The sequence below is a fragment of the Plantactinospora sp. A48 genome, assembly GCF_055793945.1.
In genome coordinates this window covers 92,579-108,719 of record NZ_JBTIXF010000012.1, presented here as the reverse complement: position 1 = coordinate 108,719, position 16,141 = coordinate 92,579, and the positions used below count along the sequence as shown (strand labels likewise).

At 73.6% G+C, this 16,141-nt stretch carries 13 protein-coding genes; 9 read left to right on the top strand and 4 right to left on the bottom strand.

The window, feature by feature from the left end; all coding sequences use genetic code 11:
* The first annotated feature begins 300 nt into the window (after positions 1-300).
* Entirely contained in the window at positions 301-1,443 is a 1,143-nt protein-coding gene (locus ACXN5W_RS09495; protein ID WP_473157808.1) for a LacI family DNA-binding transcriptional regulator, read from the top strand.
* A 49-nt stretch (positions 1,444-1,492) separates the two neighbouring features.
* Here ACXN5W_RS09495 and ACXN5W_RS09490 read toward each other — a convergent pair whose 3' ends face one another.
* Positions 1,493-1,708, bottom strand: coding sequence for a hypothetical protein (locus tag ACXN5W_RS09490; RefSeq protein WP_473157807.1), 216 nt, complete (start codon positions 1,706-1,708; stop codon positions 1,493-1,495).
* A 122-nt stretch (positions 1,709-1,830) separates the two neighbouring features.
* On the opposite strand from ACXN5W_RS09490, the gene ACXN5W_RS09485 reads away from it, so the two are divergent.
* From ACXN5W_RS09485 to rnhA, 3 genes are read left to right on the top strand one after another with little or no spacing between them, the layout of a single operon-like run.
* The gene (locus ACXN5W_RS09485) at positions 1,831-2,343 is read left to right on the top strand and encodes an NUDIX domain-containing protein (RefSeq protein ID WP_473157806.1); all 513 of its coding nucleotides are present in this window, start codon (positions 1,831-1,833) and stop codon (positions 2,341-2,343) included.
* The gene (locus ACXN5W_RS09480) at positions 2,340-3,578 is read left to right on the top strand and encodes a low temperature requirement protein A (RefSeq protein WP_473157805.1); all 1,239 of its coding nucleotides are present in this window, start codon (positions 2,340-2,342) and stop codon (positions 3,576-3,578) included. The genes ACXN5W_RS09485 and ACXN5W_RS09480 overlap by 4 nt, the downstream gene beginning before the upstream one ends.
* 46 nt (positions 3,579-3,624) lie before the next feature.
* Entirely contained in the window at positions 3,625-4,095 is a 471-nt protein-coding gene (gene rnhA, locus ACXN5W_RS09475; protein WP_473157804.1) for a ribonuclease HI, read from the top strand.
* A 99-nt stretch (positions 4,096-4,194) separates the two neighbouring features.
* Here the strand turns inward: rnhA and ACXN5W_RS09470 are convergent, their stop codons facing one another.
* Complete coding sequence (locus tag ACXN5W_RS09470; RefSeq protein WP_473157803.1) at positions 4,195-4,842, bottom strand: class I SAM-dependent methyltransferase; 648 nt, start codon at positions 4,840-4,842, stop codon at positions 4,195-4,197.
* 355 nt (positions 4,843-5,197) lie between these two features.
* On the opposite strand from ACXN5W_RS09470, the gene ACXN5W_RS09465 reads away from it, so the two are divergent.
* The 5 genes from ACXN5W_RS09465 (at position 5,198) to ACXN5W_RS09445 (ending at position 14,182) form a co-directional block, all read left to right on the top strand.
* Entirely contained in the window at positions 5,198-8,038 is a 2,841-nt protein-coding gene (locus tag ACXN5W_RS09465; RefSeq protein WP_473157802.1) for a valine--tRNA ligase, read from the top strand.
* 94 nt (positions 8,039-8,132) lie between these two features.
* A complete protein-coding gene (locus ACXN5W_RS09460; RefSeq protein ID WP_473157801.1) occupies positions 8,133-8,474 on the top strand; it encodes a protease inhibitor I42 family protein in 342 nt (113 codons plus the stop codon).
* Between the two features lie 288 nt (positions 8,475-8,762).
* Positions 8,763-12,899 carry a SpoIIE family protein phosphatase gene (locus ACXN5W_RS09455; RefSeq protein WP_473157800.1) on the top strand — a complete coding sequence of 1,379 codons (4,137 nt, stop codon included), beginning with the start codon at positions 8,763-8,765 and terminating at the stop codon, positions 12,897-12,899.
* Positions 12,889-13,185 carry an STAS domain-containing protein gene (locus ACXN5W_RS09450; protein WP_473157799.1) on the top strand — a complete coding sequence of 99 codons (297 nt, stop codon included), beginning with the start codon at positions 12,889-12,891 and terminating at the stop codon, positions 13,183-13,185. The genes ACXN5W_RS09455 and ACXN5W_RS09450 overlap by 11 nt, the downstream gene beginning before the upstream one ends.
* 82 nt (positions 13,186-13,267) lie before the next feature.
* Positions 13,268-14,182, top strand: a complete 915-nt coding sequence (locus ACXN5W_RS09445) for a DUF1775 domain-containing protein (protein ID WP_473157798.1) — start codon at positions 13,268-13,270, stop codon at positions 14,180-14,182.
* A 218-nt stretch (positions 14,183-14,400) separates the two neighbouring features.
* Here the strand turns inward: ACXN5W_RS09445 and ACXN5W_RS09440 are convergent, their stop codons facing one another.
* Both ACXN5W_RS09440 and ACXN5W_RS09435 read right to left on the bottom strand, forming a co-directional pair.
* Entirely contained in the window at positions 14,401-15,030 is a 630-nt protein-coding gene (locus tag ACXN5W_RS09440) for a protein-tyrosine phosphatase family protein (protein ID WP_473157797.1), read from the bottom strand.
* Positions 15,027-16,082: a glutathione S-transferase family protein gene (locus ACXN5W_RS09435; RefSeq protein WP_473157796.1), complete on the bottom strand. Its 1,056-nt coding sequence runs from the start codon at positions 16,080-16,082 to the stop codon at positions 15,027-15,029. Before ACXN5W_RS09435 ends, ACXN5W_RS09440 begins: the two co-directional genes overlap by 4 nt.
* Positions 16,083-16,141: the final 59 nt, after the last annotated feature.

The window sequence follows — 16,141 nt, the reverse complement described above, 5'->3', positions numbered from 1 at the left end:
GGCGGTGCGCTGTGACGGGGTGAAGGAGTCACGGTGGCGTCTGAGTTCGAGTACGCGCCGGAACGACGGTGCGCCGACGTCGCTTCCGGAATGGCGGTTCGCGACGCTCCGTCCCTTCGGCATTGGATACGGAGCGGGGAGCCGGGTGGTTCAAGTCCGCCCCGTCACGTTCCCGAGCCGGCCCGTCCGCCGACGGTACCGGCACCGGATCGACTCCTTCCGATACGTTTGGTTACGTTTGGCCGGTACCATCCGAAGGGCCGACGCCTCGCGGGCGGCGGTGGAACGGACGGAGCGTAGGTGGCCGCGGAAGCCAGGCGTTCGGACGGATCGACCGGCAAGCCGTCCCGGGTCACGATCCGGCAGGTGGCGAACCACGCGGGTGTTTCCGAGGCGGCCGTGTCATACGCCCTGAACGACCGGCCCGGGGTGTCGGACGAGACGCGGGCCCGGGTCCGGGCCGCCGCGCGGGACCTGGGCTGGGCGCCCAACATCGCGGCCCGGGCCCTGGTGGCCTCCCGGGCCAACGCGGTCGGTCTCGCGGTGGTCCGGCCGCCCCGGGTGATGACCGTGGACTCCTACTTCACCCAGTTGCTCAGCGGGGTCGAGGCCGAACTCAACCGCAACGGTGTCGCTCTCGTCCTGCACCTGGTGGACGCCGTCGGGGACATCCTGGCGGTGTATCGCCGGTGGTGGGCCGGCCGGCACGTGGACGGGGTGATCGTCACCGACCTGCGCCGCGACGATCCGCGGCTGGAGGTCCTGCGGGAACTCGGGATGCCGGCCGCCGTGATCGGGGCGGACTCCGCGCTGGCCGGCTTCAGCACCGTCCAGCCGGACCTGCCCGGCATCACCGAGATGATCATCAACTATCTGCGGGCGCTCGGCCACCGGTCGGTCGCCCGGGTGGCGGGTAACGCGGAACTGGTCCACACCATGCACCGGGACCGCTGCTTCCTGGACGCCGTCGACCGGGCCGGGCTGGGCCGGGGGCGCTACCAGGTGATCCACACCAACTACAGCGCGACCGACGGGATGCGGGCGATGCGGCGCCTGATGACGGCGGTCGAGCGGCCGACGGCGGTGGTCTTCGACAACGACGTGATGGCCGCGGCCGCCCTGCGGGTGGCGCACGAGATGGGCATCGCCGTCCCGGCGGACGTGTCGGTCGTGGCCTGGGACGACTCCGAACTGTGCGAGATCACCGTGCCGTCCGTCACCGCCGTCGAACAGGCGCCGGCCCGGCTGGCCGAACTCGCCGCCCGGGCCGTACTGGTGGCGCAGGCCACCGGCGAGGTGTCCCACCTGACGTTGCCGGCCGGCACCCTGAACGCCCGCCAGTCGACCCGACCGCTGCGTACCCACCCGACGGAGGACGTCCCCGGAGCGCAACCGGGGTTGGGCGCGGCCGAGCGCCGGCCCCGGGACAACCCGGGGGGCTGAGCCGGCGTCCCGCCGGGTTGGGCGGGCCCGACGCCGGACCGGGCCGCCGTCAGCCGACGAACGTCATGAGGGGCGGGAAGACCCCCTTGGCCCGCCGGGCCCGGAGGATCTTCGCGGCGATGGCGCTGGCGACCCAGGTGAAGTCGCCGTTCTCCGCCCGCGCCCGCATGGTCCTCGGGTCGATCACCAGGACGTTGTCGAACCGCTTGTTCAACCCGAACTCGTACCGCACCTCGTCGGGGCGCTCGGCGATTTTCCGAGCCATGATGAGCCTTCCCACGAGATTGATCCCTTCCGGTTCCGCTGATCAGGACCCGAGGGTAGGTGAGGGACGCGAGAACCGCCGGCCGGGACCCGCGATCGGTCCGGTGCGGTTGGATGGATGCCATGACCGAGCAGTCCCCACCGTCCGCGGACGAGGTGCTGGACATCGTCGACGAGCACGACCGGGTGGTGGGGCGGGCGCGGCGGGCCGAGGCGTACGCCCGGAGGTTGCGACACCGCTGCGTGTTCGTGCTGGTCCGCGACCAGGCCGGGCGGATCTTCGTGCACCGCCGGGTCGCCGGAAAGTTGATCTTCCCGTCCCGGTACGACATGTTCGTCGGCGGTGTGGTCGGGGCGGGGGAGTCCTACGACGAGGCGGCGCGGCGGGAGGCCGAGGAGGAGCTGGGCGTGTCCGGGCTGCCGGCACCCGGTCACCTGTTCACGTTCCGGTACGAGACCCCGGAGCACAGCTGGTGGTCGGCGGTCTACGAGGTGACCTGCGCGTTGCCGGTGCGACCGCAGGTCGAGGAGATCGCCTGGCACGCCTTCCTGACCGAGGCGGAGTTGGACCGCCGGCTTACCGAGTGGGACTGGGTACCCGACGGTCTCGAGGCGTACCGCCGGCTTCGCCGATGACCGGGAGGGTGCGGCATGGGTACGAGCAGGGAGCCGGGCGCATTTCCGGCTGGCTGAGTGGCCGGCTGGCACCGCCGCCACCGGCGCCCCGGGAGCACCGGGCCACGACGTTCGAGATCTTCTTCGATCTCGTGTTCGTCTTCGCGCTCACCCGGATCATGACGGTGCTGGGCCAGCCGCCGACGGCCGGGGGGATGGCCCGCGGACTGCTGCTGCTGGTGCTGCTCTGGCTCGCCTGGTCCTCGTACACCTGGTTGGGCAGCCAGACCCGGGCGGATGTCGGGGTGGTCCGCGCCGGTGTCCTGGTCGCGATGGCCGCGCTCTTTGTCGCGGCGCTGGTCATGCCGCACTCGTGGTCGCCTGATCCGGGCCGGCCCGGACCGCTGCTGCTCGCCCTGTCCTACGTGCTGCTGCGCGGCGTCCACCTGGCGCTCTACCACTGGGCGGCGGCCACCGTGCCCGGACTGCGGGCCCGGATCCGGATCTTCGCCTCGGCGAGCGTCCTGGGTTGGGTGCCGCTGCTGGTCGGCGGCTGGCTCGGCGGAACCGCGCAGGCGGTGCTGTGGGTCGTGGCGTTCCTCATCGAGGTCGGTGGACAGCGTCTCGCGTACCGGCTGCGGGGTGGTTGGCCCCTGCACAACGCGCGGCACTTCACCGAACGGCACGGCCTCGTCCTCATCATCGCGCTCGGCGAGTCGCTGTTCGCGGCCGGCGCCGACACCGGCGCCGGATCGGCGGTGACCTCGCTGCGGGTCCTCGGGACCGCCCTCGTCGCCCTCACGGTGACCGCGTGCCTGTGGTGGCTGTACTTCGACGCCGCCGCCCCGGCCGTCGCCCGGGCGCTCGAAGCGGCCACCGGCAGGCGGCGGGACCGGATCGCCAGCGACGCGTACAGCCAGAGTCATCTGGTGCTGATCGCCGGGATCATCTACCTGGCGCTCGGGGTCGAGCAGGTGCTTGAACACGCCGCCGGACCGGGTACCGGCGATGCGGGCCCGTTGGGTTGGTGCTCGCTGGTCGCCCTGTCCGGCGGGGCGACGCTCTACCTGGCCGGGCGCCTGCTCTTCCTGCGGATCGCCGGTCAGCGGGTGCGGGTCGGGGAACTCGGCTGGTGCGTCGGCACGCTGGCGCTGCTGCCGGTCGGACGGATGCTGCCCGCCGAAGCCGAGCTCGCCGTGCTGGCCGGGCTGCTCGCCGCCGCCGCGCTGCACGAACGGTTGACCAGACTCCGCTGACGCCCGGTGGTCCCGGGCCGGGGGTACGCCCGGTAGGTTGCCCGGCATGGTGGAGACGACGGCCGGGCGGACCGTGGAGATCTGGACCGACGGGGCGTGCAGCGGCAACCCCGGTCCGGGTGGCTGGGGCGCGGTGCTGCGCTACGGCGGCCACGAGCGGGAACTGTGTGGTGGCGAGCCGGTCGGTACCACGAACAACCGGATGGAACTGATGGCCGCCATCCAGGCGCTGGAGAGCCTGACCCGGCCGGTCGTGGTCCACCTGCACACCGACAGCACGTACGTGCGCAACGGCATCACCAGTTGGCTGGCGTCGTGGAAGCGCAACGGGTGGCGGACGGCTGCGAAGCAGCCGGTGAAGAACGCCGACCTGTGGCAGCGGCTGGAGGCCGCCGGCGCCCCGCACGAGATCACCTGGCTGTGGGTCAAGGGTCACAACGGGCACCCGGAGAACGAACGGGCCGACGCGCTGGCCAACCGGGGCATGATCGAGGCCCGCGCCGCCGTCACCCGCTGACCGGCCCGAGCCCGACTCCACTCCGGCTCCGGCTCCGGCTCCGACTCCGGCTCCGGGCTCGACTCCGGGCTCAGCTCTGGCTCTGGGCTCGACTCCGGTTCAGGGCCCGGTGCGTACGGCCCGGCCGAGCACGTGTGGCGCGGCCGGCACCGGCACGCGGGTCTCGGGAAACCGGAACCGGTCCAGTTCGGTGATCTCGAACCCGGCCGCCTCGATCGCGGCCACGGTGTCCCGGCTGGTGTGGCAGCCGCCGCAGATCAGGGGCCAGACGGTCGCGTCCAGTGCCCGCTGGGCCCGGCACAACCCGCCGGACGGGGCCCGGACGTGTTCGAGGAACCGCACCTGGCCACCGGGACGCACCACCCGGCGGGCCTCGGCCAGCGCGGCGGCCTGGTCCGGAACCGAACAGAGCACCAGGGAGAACACCACGGCGTCGTACCCGCCGTCGGCGGCCGGCAGCGCGTCGGCCAGGCCGTCGCACACGGTGACCGGTGCCGCCGCGGTGGCCGTGGCCCGGTGCGCCGCGGCGCGTAGCCGAGACTCGGGTTCGACCGCCAGCACGGCCGTGACCGCCGGCGGGTAGTGCGGGAAGTTCCGGCCGTTGCCGGCCCCCACCTCGAGCACCCGGCCGGCCAGCCCGGCGAGCAGCCGGTGCCGGAACTCGGCCATCCCGGCCGCGTCCAGCCCCGGACTGGCCCGCTCGAACATCCGCGCGAACAACGGATGCGAGACCTTCGCCCGTGCCATCGTGCCTCCCGAAGCTCGACGAAGGTCGAAGGGTACGCCCGGCGGGCAACCGCGACGGCCGACCGGCGGGTACGATGGCCGGACCCTGACCGTTTCGCGGCCAGCGGTCCGAGACCGGCAACTCGCCACGGAAGGAGCGCGGAGACATGTGCACTGCTCGTCGCCGACCCTTGCGAGTACGCCGAGTAGTCGTATCCGTCGTCTGACGTACGGCTGAACCCAGGCTCTTCCGGCGCGGCCGCCGTACCGGCCGAAAACCCCGCGCGTCCGGCGACCCGGAGCCGTCCCACCGGACGGCTCCGGGCGCGGCGCCGTGGCTCGTCGTTCCCTTCCGCCTGAGAGGCGTCTCGCCACCATGTCCGCACGCCCGCGCACCGACCTGCGCCCCGCGACCGACCGCACCGACCTGCGGCCATCCGCCGACCACCCTGCCCCCGCCGACCGCACCGACCTGCGGCCATCCGCCGACCACCCTGCCCCCGCCGACCACCCTGCCCCGGCCATCAACCCCGCTTCCGCCGCCAACCTCGCCTCCATCGCCGACCCCGCGCCGGCCGCCAACCCCGCGCCGGCGGAGGCCGTCCCGTACGACCACCGGGCCGTCGAACAGGCGGCCCGTCAGCTGTGGGCCGCCCACGACGTCTACCGGTTCGACCCGGCCGGCTCCGGTCCGGTGTTCAGCGTGGACACCCCGCCGCCGTACGTCTCGGCGTCGCACCTGCACGTGGGCCACGCGATGAGCTATTCCCAGCCCGATTTCATCGTCCGGTACCGGCGGATGCGGGGCGACCGGATCTTCTACCCGATGGGCTTCGACGACAACGGCCTGCCCACCGAGCGGTACGTCGAGACCAAGCTGGGCGTCCGCGCCGCCGAACTGCCCCGCGCCGACTTCGTGCGGCTGTGCCTGGCCGAGACCCGGGAGACGGCGGCCCGGTACGCGGACCTGTGGCGCCGGGTGGGCCTGTCGGTCGACTGGTCGCTGCGCTACTCGACGATCGACGACCGGTGCCGGCGGACCGCTCAGGGCGCCTTCCTGAAGCTGTACGAGGCTGGGCACGTGCGTCGGGGTACCGACCCGATCCTGTGGTGCCCGGAGTGTCGTACCTCGCTGGCCCAGGCCGACATCGACGACCTGGAACGCTCCGGCCGGATCCACGACATCCGGTTCGACCTGTTAGGAGGGGGCCCTTCCTATACAGAAAGCGATAAGAAGGGGCCCTTCCTTACCATCGCGACCACCCGGCCCGAGCTGCTGGCCGGCTGTGTGGCGCTGTACTGCCACCCGGCCGACGAGCGGTACGCCGGACTGCTCGGTGGCACGGCCACCGTGCCGATCTTCGGACACCGGGTGCCGATCCGGGCCGACGAGTCCGTGGACCCGGACTTCGGCACGGGGCTGATGATGGTCTGCACCTTCGGCGACGGCGAGGACGTCGCGAAGTGGCGGCGGGACGGGCTCGACCTGCGCCTGGTGATCGAGCCCGACGGCCGGCTCAACGAGGCCGCCGGCGAGTTCGCCGGCCTCCAGCTCAGCCAGGCCCGCGCCGCGGTGCTCCGGCGGCTCGCCGAGGTCGGCGCGCTGGGTTCGAGTCGGCCGCTGCGGCAGGTGGTGGGCGTGCACGAGCGCTGCGGGACCCCGGTGGAGTTCCAGATCCGGCCGCAGTGGTTCGTGGCGGTCCGCGAGCACCGGGACGCGCTGCTGGCCCGGGCCGGCGAGCTGACCTGGGTGCCCGAGTTCATGCGTCGCCGGCTGGAGGACTGGATCAACGGCCTCGGCTGGGACTGGAACATCAGCCGGCAGCGCCGGTACGGAGTGCCCTTCCCGGTGTGGTTCTGCGGCGGCTGCGAACGCCCGGTCCTGGCCGAGCCGGCGACACTGCCGGTCGATCCGCTGACCGACCCGCCGCCGGTGGCCGCCTGCCCGGACTGCGGGTCGCGCGACCTGCGTCCCGAGCCGGACGTGATGGACACCTGGATGACCTCGTCGCTCAGCCCGCAGATCAACGACGGCTGGGCGGCGCGCGGCTTCACCGGCGCCGGGCAGGTGGCCCCGATGAGCCTGCGGGTCCAGGCGTTCGAGATCATCCGTACCTGGCTGTTCTACACGGTGGTCCAGTCGCACCTGCTGGCCGACCGGTTGCCGTGGACCACGGTGATGATCTCCGGCTGGGGACTCAACGAGCAGGGCCGGAAGATCTCCAAGCGCGACCTGGCGGCCTCCACCACCGCCGACGGCTTCAACCGGTACGTCCCGGACCAGGTCATCGACCGGTACGGCGCCGACGCGCTGCGGCTGTGGGCCACCCGGGCCCGGGTCGGCAACGATCTGCGCTACCACGAGAAGGACGTGCGGACCGGACGGAAGCTCGCGGTCAAACTGTGGAACGTCGGCCGGTTCATCGGCCTGCACGCCGGGGCAGAGAAGTCAGGCCGGTGCTCGCCTGCGCCACACCCCGGCTCCGGCTGTGCTCCGGGAGAGGGGACCGAGCCGACGCCGCCGGTGGCCGACCGGACCCCGGTGGACCGGTGGTTGCTCTCCCACCTGGCCGACACCGTCCGGGAGGTGACGGCCGCCCTCGACGGGTACGACTACACGCGCGCGTACCAGGCCGCGTCCCGGTTCTTCTGGTCGATCCTCTGCGACCGGTACGTCGAGTTGGTGAAGGAGCGGTTCAACAATCCGGCCGAGCACGCCGAGGCCGACCGGGTGAGCGCCCGGGCCACGCTGCGGGAGGCGTACCGGACGGTGCTCGGGCTGTTCGCGCCGTTCGCGCCGTTCATCACCGAGGACCAGTACCAGCGGTTGTTCCGGACCGCGGTCACCGACGACGGCGTCACCGGTGACCGCTCCGCCGCCGAACCGGTGAGCCTGCACCTGACCGCCTGGCCCGAGGTGCCGCCGGAGTGGGAGACCGACCGGTCGGCCGTCGACGGCCTGGTGGCCGTGCTGGACGCGGTGCGGGCGTTGCGTACCCGGCTGGGGCTGGCCGCCCGGGTTCCGCTGGACGCGCTGGTCCTGGACGCCCGTACGCCGGCGGCCCGGGACCTCGCAGGCATGATCGGCGAGCCGCTGCGGGTCGCCGTCCGGGCCCGGACGCTCCGGCTGGCGCCCGCCGACACCCCGAGCGGGTTGCCCGAACTGTACGTGTCGGTGGTCCCCGGCCCGACGCCGCCCACGCCACCGGTGGCGTGAGGCGTCAGGCGTTAGGCGTTAGGAAGGGCCCCCTGCTATACAAAAAGCGATAACAGGGGGCCCTTCCTTTCAAGCCTTTCGAGCGGGGTACGCGATGGCGACGGTGCGGTTGGGCCGGGACGCGGCCGGTGGTAGGCACGGCGCGACGACCGGGGATGTCGTGGTCGTGGCCCTGCCCGAGGCACCGACCTCCGGCTTCCGCTGGGCACTGGACGCGTACGACCCGCAGGTGCTGCGGCTGGACGGCGACGACTTCGCCCCGGGCGGGCAGCGCGGGCTCGGCGGCGGCGGCGAGCGCCGGTTCCGGTTCGCCGCGCTCGGACCCGGCACCACCCCGGTGCGGCTGACCCGGCGGCGCGAGTGGGCCGGCTCGACCGGTGCGGAGAGCTTCGAGGCCACCGTCGAGGTACGCGCCGAAACGCCCGGCGGCGGCTGAGCACCCCAGCGCGTCCGGGCCCCGGCCCCGCGTCGCCGGCCACCGGCTGCGGCAGCGCGTCAACGGGCACCGGCCCCGGCACCGGCGCTGGCACCGGTACCGGCACCGGCACCGGCACCGGATTTTCGGCGGTCCGTCGGTGCGCGCGGTCACGTGCCGGCGCCGTCGTCCCGACCGGCCCGACGGGATACCGTGTCGGTGATCCCGGAAGGCTCGATCCGACCCGCATTGACGGAGATCGTCTGGGTAGGGAAACGACCGGGTTTGGGATGGGGGCGGAAGGCACCGATGAGTGAGGCACGGGGCGCCGGCGACCCGGCGTGCGGGGCCTGGACGGCGGAGACGATCTTCGCCGGGCCGGGCGAGACCCGGGCGGCGCTGCGGGCGACGGACTGGTCCGCCACCCCACTCGGTCCGGTGCGGAGCTGGTCGGCCGATCTGCTGGCGGCGATCCGGACCGTGCTGCCGTCCCGGGTTCCGATGCTGCTCTGGTGGGGCCCGCGACTCGTCCAGATCTTCAACGAGGCGTACCGGCCGGTGTTGGGTGACAAGTACCCGGCGGCGATCGGCCAACCCGGTCAGGAGTGCTGGGCCGAGGTCTGGGACGAGCTGGGCCCGCTGGCCGAGGGTGTGCTGGCCGGGGGTGGTGCCACCTACGCGGAGAACCAGCGGCTGTTCCTGCGCCGACACGGCTACCTGGAGGAGACGTACTGGACGTTCTCCTACAGCCCCATCGTCTCCTCTGACGGTCAGGTGGCGGGGGTGTTCGTGGCCACCTCCGACGTGACCGCCCGGGTGCTGGGGGACCGGCGCCTGGACACCCTCCGGGAACTGGGCACGCTGTCCGTCACGGTCGCCGACACCGCCGCCGACGCCTGCCGGGCCGCGGTCGGGGTGCTGGCCGGACGGGTCCCCGACCTGCCGGCGGTGCTGGCCTACCTGCGCGCCGACGTGACCTCCGACGACGCCGACCTGAGCCTGGTGGCGTCGTCGGGTCTGAGCCGCGCCAACGGCATCCGCGACCGGGTCTCCGCCACCGCCGGCAGTCCCGACGTGTGGCGGGTGGCCATGACCGGCCGTCCCGAACGGATCTCCGGGCTGGCCGCCCGCCCGGATCCGTTGATGGTCGAGGGTCCGTTCGGACCCGCGTCCATCGACGAGGCGCTGGTACTGCCGTTGCAGGTCAGCGGCCGGGACCGGCCGGTCGGCACGCTCGTGGTCGGCATCAGCCCGTACCGGGAACTCGACGATTCCTACCAGGCGTTCGTGGGACTGGTGGCCGCCCGGGTGTCCACCGCGCTGACCGACGTGGTGGCCTATGCCGCCGAGCGGCGCCGGGCGACCGCACTGGCCGAGCTCGACGAGGCGAAGACGAGGTTCTTCGCCAACGTCAGCCACGAACTGCGGACACCGCTGACGTTGATCGCCGGTCCGGTGGAGGAGAGCCTCGCCGACGGTACGCACCCGCTGCCCGCGATCCAGCGGGAACGGTTGGAGATGGTCCAGCGCAACACCGGCCGGCTGCACCGGTTGGTCGACAACATCCTGGACTTCGTCCGGATCGAGGGTGACCGGCTGCGGGCCGAGACCGCGCCCACCGACCTGGCCGCGCTGACCCGGGCCGTCGCCGAGCCGTTCGAGTACGTGCTGCGCCGGGCCGGCCTCGACTACCTGGTGGACGTGCCGCCGCTGCCCCGCGTCGCCTACGTAGACCGGGACATGTGGGAGAAGATCGTCGTCAACCTGCTGTCCAACGCCGTGAAGTACACCCTCGCCGGAGAGGTACGGCTCAGCCTGGCCGGCACGTCCGACCGGGTGGTGCTCACGGTCAGCGACACCGGGGTCGGCATCCCGCCGGACCAGCAGCCGCTGCTGTTCCAGCGGTTCCACCGGGTACGCGGCAGTGCCGGCCGCTCGTACGAGGGCGCCGGCATCGGACTGGCCCTGGTGCACGAGCTGACCCGGTTGCACGACGGCGAGGTGACGGTGCGGTCGGTACCCGGCGCCGGCTCGACGTTCACGGTCCGGCTGCCGTACGGCTCACCCGCGGCGGGATCGCGGCCGTCCCGGGGCGCCTCGGTGGGCCGGTATGTCGCCGAGGCGGTCCGCTGGCTGCCGGAGGATCCCGCGCCGCCCGCGCCGGTCCGGTCCGGCGCCACCGTGCTCGTCGTGGAGGACAACGCCGACCTGCGCGGCTTCCTCACCCGGCTGCTCGAACCGCACTGGCGGGTCGAGGTGGCCACCGACGGGCGGGCCGCGCTGGAACTGGTCGACCGGCTGCGGCCGGATCTGGTGCTGACCGACGTGATGATGCCCCGGCTCGACGGGTTCGGGCTGTTGAAGGCGTTGCGGAGCAATCCGCGTACCGCCACCGTGCCGGTGGTGATGCTGTCCGGCCGGGCCGGCGAGGAGGCCGCCCTGGAGGGGCTGGACACCGGCGCCGACGACTATCTGGTGAAGCCGTTCTCCTCGCTGGAGCTGCTGGCCCGGGTGCGGGCCAACCTGGAGCTGGCCCGGCTGCGCAACACCGAGTCGGCCTGGCGGACGGCGGTGACCGACTCGTTGCAGGAGGCGTTCTTCGCCGCCGCCGCCGACGGCACGTTGCTGGAGGTCAACGACGCCTTCCGCGAGCTGCTGGGCTTTTCCGGCCCGGACCTGCCGGGTCAGCCGTATCCGTGGCTGCCGGACCCGCGTCACGAGCCGGACGAGCACCGGCAGGCCGAGCGGGCGCTGCGCTCCATCGGCGACGCCGGCCAGGGACGGATCCGGCTGCCGCTGCGGCCGGCCGACGGGCGGCGGATCTGGGTGGAGGCGGTGTTCAGCTCGTTCGTCGCCGACCCGGCCGCCGGCAGCCGGACGTACGTGGGCACCCTGCGGGACATCACCGCCGAACTGCTCGCGACGGAACGGCAGAGCGCGCTGACCCGGCTGTCGGTGCGGCTGGCCGAGGCCGGCGACGTCCTGGAGGTGCTGACCGCCGGGCTGGCCGAGCTGAGCCGGTTGTTCCGGGCCCGCGCCGGGGCGATCGTGGCGGTGGACAGCGGCGGTGGGCCCGACGTGCTGGCCGGCCTCGCGACGCCGGACGAGCGGATCCTGCGGGCGCTGGTCAGGCTGGGGCCGGCGCCGGACATCCTGGTGGAGCCCGCCGCCGACGGCCGGGCGCGGGGGGTGGGCGTGCTTGTCGACTCGGGCGAGCCGCGTACCGCGGTCTGGTTGGAGTTCGAGCCGCCCCGGGCGATGCCGGCCGACGACCGGGCCCAGTTCCAGCTGCTCGCCGGGACGATGTCGCATGTCCTGCAGCGTGCCCGGGTGTACGACCAGCAGCGCACCGTGGCGCTGACGCTGCAACGGTCCATCCTCGGTCCGGCCGAGCTGCCGGCCGGTTTCGCGGTGCGCTACGAGCCGGCGGTCTCGCCGCTGGAGGTCGGCGGCGACTGGTACGACGTGGTCGAGCTGGCCGGCGATCGGGTGGGCGTGGTGGTGGGGGACTGTGTGGGTCGCGGCCTGACGGCGGCCACCGTGATGGGCCAGCTGCGCAGTGCCTGCCGGGCTTTGCTGCTCCAGGCCAAGGGCCCGGCCGAGGTGATCCGGGCGCTGGACGACTTCGCCCGGCTGCTGCCCAACGCCCGATGTACGACGCTGTTCTGCGCGATCGTCGAACTGTCCACCGGGCAGCTCCGGTACGCTGCCGCCGGCCACCCACCGGGCATCGTGGTCGATGCCGACGGCCGGATCGACCTGCTGGAGGGTGCCCGGTCCGTTCCGCTGGCCACCGTCACGGTCCCGCGGCGCTCGGAGGCCAGTACCGTACTGCCGCCTGGATCGGTGCTGCTGCTCTACACCGACGGGCTGGTCGAACGCCGCGACGAGGTGCTGGACGTCGGCATCGCGCGGGCGGCCCAGGGTCTCGCCGAGGCGCGCGGACTGCCCCGGGACCGGCTGGCGGACGCCGTCGTCTCCGCCACCCGACCGGCCGGCGGGTACGACGACGACGCCGCGCTGCTGCTGTACCGGCAGCCGGAGCACACCGCCTTCAGCACGAGCATCGCCGCCCGCCCCACCGAACTGGCGCCGTTGCGTCAGGCGCTGCGCGGGTGGCTGGCCGCTGCCGGGATAACGGCGACCGACGCCGATGACCTGCTGGTGGCGGTGGGTGAGGCGTGTGCGAACGCGATCGAGCACGGCTACCGGTTCGCCCCGCAGGGTGAGGTCACGTTGCGGGTGTCGCTGCGGGACGGCCGGGTGGAGGCGCTGATCCGGGACGCCGGTTCGTGGGTCGAACCGCGAACCCGGTCCGGCCCGACGCACCGGGGCCGGGGCCGCGGACGGATGATCATGGCAATGCTGATGGATGAGGTGCTCGTCGACGGCGGCGAGCGGGGCACCACGGTACGACTGGTGAAGGACGTCCGGAATGGTCGATGACTTCTCCGCCGAGCTGGCCGGCACGGTGCTGACGGTGACCGGCGAGGTGGACATGGCGACCACGCCCCGGCTTCGGGCCGTGCTGGCCGAGGCGGTGCGGCGACCGGGCCCGCCGCTGGTGGTGGACCTGTCCCAGGTCCGCTATCTGGACAGCGCCGGCGTCGGCGCGCTGTTCGAGCACGTCCACCGCGGGCTGGAGCTGGTCGTCGCGCCCGGTTCGCCGGTGGCCCGGGTGTTGCAGGTGACCGGGCTGACCGAGGTGGCCACCGTCCGCCCGCCCGGTTGAACCTTTTCCGGTCCGGATCCGAACTATCCGATGGCGGCCACACCGGAACTCGCCGGGTGGACCGTGCGGTTGGGGAGGTTCGATGGTTGTCTCCGTCCTGGTCCGCGGCGCGCTGGCGATCGGTGCCGCGCTGCTCGGCGTGCTGATCTGGGCCGGTCACGCCCACGCTGACGTCACGGTGTCCCCGGAGCAGGGCATCCAGGGCGACGCGGCGGACCTGACGGTCCGGCTCACCGACGACCGGCCGGGGACGTACACCACCCGGGTGCAGGTGCGTCTTCCCGCCGACACCCCGGTCGCCGAGGTCTACCCGATGTCGATGGCCCACTGGGGCCCGAAGATCACCACCCGGCGGGTGGACCAGCCGCTGCCGGGAGTCCACCAGGGCAGCGTCACCGACGTCGTGTCGTCGATCACCTGGATCCGCGACGGCCGGCCGGCCGGGCCGGGCCCGGTCGAACTCGGCATCTCGCTGGGACCACTGCCGGCCGCCGATCGGCTGACCCTGACGGTCGTGCAGACGTACTCCGACGGAACGGTCGTGACCTGGGCCGATCCGCCCGGTGGCGGACATCCGGCGGCCGCCATGGTCCTGGTGCCGGGCAACCCGGTCGGGCACGCGGGACACGGCGTGGACGCGCCGGTGGGTGGCGCCGCAGGCGAGCCCGCCGGTTCGGCGGACCCGGACGACGCCGGTTCGGCGCTCGGCCTCAGCGGTCAGCTCGGGGTGGCCCTCGCCGGTGGGTTGGCGGGCGGCGCGGGTATCGGGGTGGCCTACCTCGTGCTGACCCGGCGCCGGCGCACCAGGGGCACCGGCGGGCCCGGGTCCGCCGTGGTAGACGCCACCACCACCGGGGGCGCGGTGGGCGGTCACGCCGACCGCACCGCTCCGGCCGGGTCCCCGGACGCCGAGCGATCGACCGAGGATCCGGTACTGGCCGGCGCATCCGACCGCCAGGCACCGGTCCGGGCCGGCACCTGGCGACTGCGGGAGTGACACCCCGCCCGGTGACCGGGCTGCCGCCCCCGCCCGGCAACCGGGCTGCCTCCCCCGCCCGGCAACCGGGCTGTCACCCTCGCTCGGCACCGGGTGGGCTGAGACCTGCTCCCGGAAGCCCGGGCGAGGCACTGGGGCCAGGGTCGTCGACCCGGGATGCGGATGGCGGTGCCCGGAAACCGGGGCCGGGACGACCCGGCACCGACGGAGCGGTGCCGTCAGTGCCCGGGGAACCGGGCCACGTACCGGGCCTGCCACCAGGTCTCGACGGCCCTCCGGTGGTAGTGCCGCCGGACGTACCGGACCGCCTCGTCCGGCGGCACCCCGTCGAGCACCGCGAGGCAGGCCAGCGCCGTGCCGGTCCGGCCCCGGCCGCCGTAGCAGGCCAGCTCCACCCGCTCGGTCGCGGCCCGCTGCCACGCGCCGCTCAGCAGCCGGTACGCCTCCGCGCGGTCGGCGGGCAACCGGAAGTCCGGCCAACGCAGCCAGTGGTTCTCCCAGTCGACTTCAGCCGGCGGGCGGCCGAGCAGGTACACGGCGTACGTGGGGGACGGCCCCGGCGGCGTGGGCTCGCGCAGGCCGCGTCCGCGTACCAGGCGACCCGATGGCAGCCGGAGCACACCGGCGGCCGCCGGATCCCACAGCGACGCCCCGGCCGCCGGATCCCACAGCGACGCCCCGGCCGCCGGGTCCGGCTGCAGCGCCCCGGCCGCCGGGTCCGGCTGCAGCGCCCCGGCCGCCGGGTCCGGCTGCGGCGCCCCGGCCGCCGGGTCCGGTCGGGGCGCCTCGGCCACCGGCTCCCGCTGCGGCACCCTGGTCGCCGGGGCCCGGTCGTCGGCCCGGCTCATGCCGCCGCCGTGTGTTCCACCGGCACCCGCTCGTCCCCGGCCGGGGGCGGCGGGGGCGTACCGTCGCCGAACGGCCGGCCGCCGAGCGCCTCCCGGCCGTGCGGGGTGAGCCAGCCGGACAGGTCGGGTCCGAGGGGCACGATGCCGGTCGGGTTGATGTCCCGGTGTACCTGGTAGTAGTGCCGCTTGATGTGGTCGAAGTCGATGGTGTCGCCGAATCCGGGCGTCTGGAACAGGTCCCGGGCGTACGCCCACAGCACCGGCATCTCGGTGAGTTTGCTCCGGTTGCACTTGAAGTGACCGTGGTAGACCGGGTCGAACCGGACCAGCGTGGTGAACAGCCGCACGTCGGCCTCGGTGATGGAGTCGCCCACCAGGTACCGCCGGTCGCGCAGCCGCTCGGACAGCCGGTCGAGCCGGTCGAACAGCCGACGGTACGCCTTGTCGTAGGCGTCCTGGCTGCCGGCGAAGCCGCACCGGTAGACGCCGTTGTTGACGTCCCGGAAAACTCCGGCGTTGACCTCGTCGATCTCGTCGCGCAGCGCCGCCGGGTACAGCTCGGGAGCGCCCGCCCGGTGGTAGGCGCTCCACTCGGTCGACAGGTCGAGGCTCATCCGGGCGTAGTCGTTGGTGACCACCTGGCCGGTCGGCACGTCCACCAGCGCCGGCACCGTGATGCCCCGGTCGTAGCCGGGGAACCGGGCGAAGTACGCATCCTGTAGCCGCTCGATGCCCAGCACCGGATCACGCCCGCCCGGGTCGAGGTCGAAGGTCCAGCTCCGCTCGTCGTGGGTGGGCCCGGCCACCCCCATCGACAGCGCGTCCTCGAGCCCGAGCAACCGCCGTACGATGATCAGCCGGTTGGCCCACGGGCAGGCACGACTGACCACCAACCGGTAGCGCCCCGGCTCGACCGGGTAGCCGTCGCGGCCGTCGGCGGTGATCCGGGTGGCGATGTAGCGCTGGTCCCGGGTGAACTCGCCCCCGGCCTCGACGTACTTCCCGCCGGTCTTCCAGGATTCCCGCTCGCCGCCGTCGGTCTGCTCGGCCATGCCGTTCCCCTCCGCGCCGTTGCCGTCGTGTCCACCCCATCATTGCCGATGGCACGGCT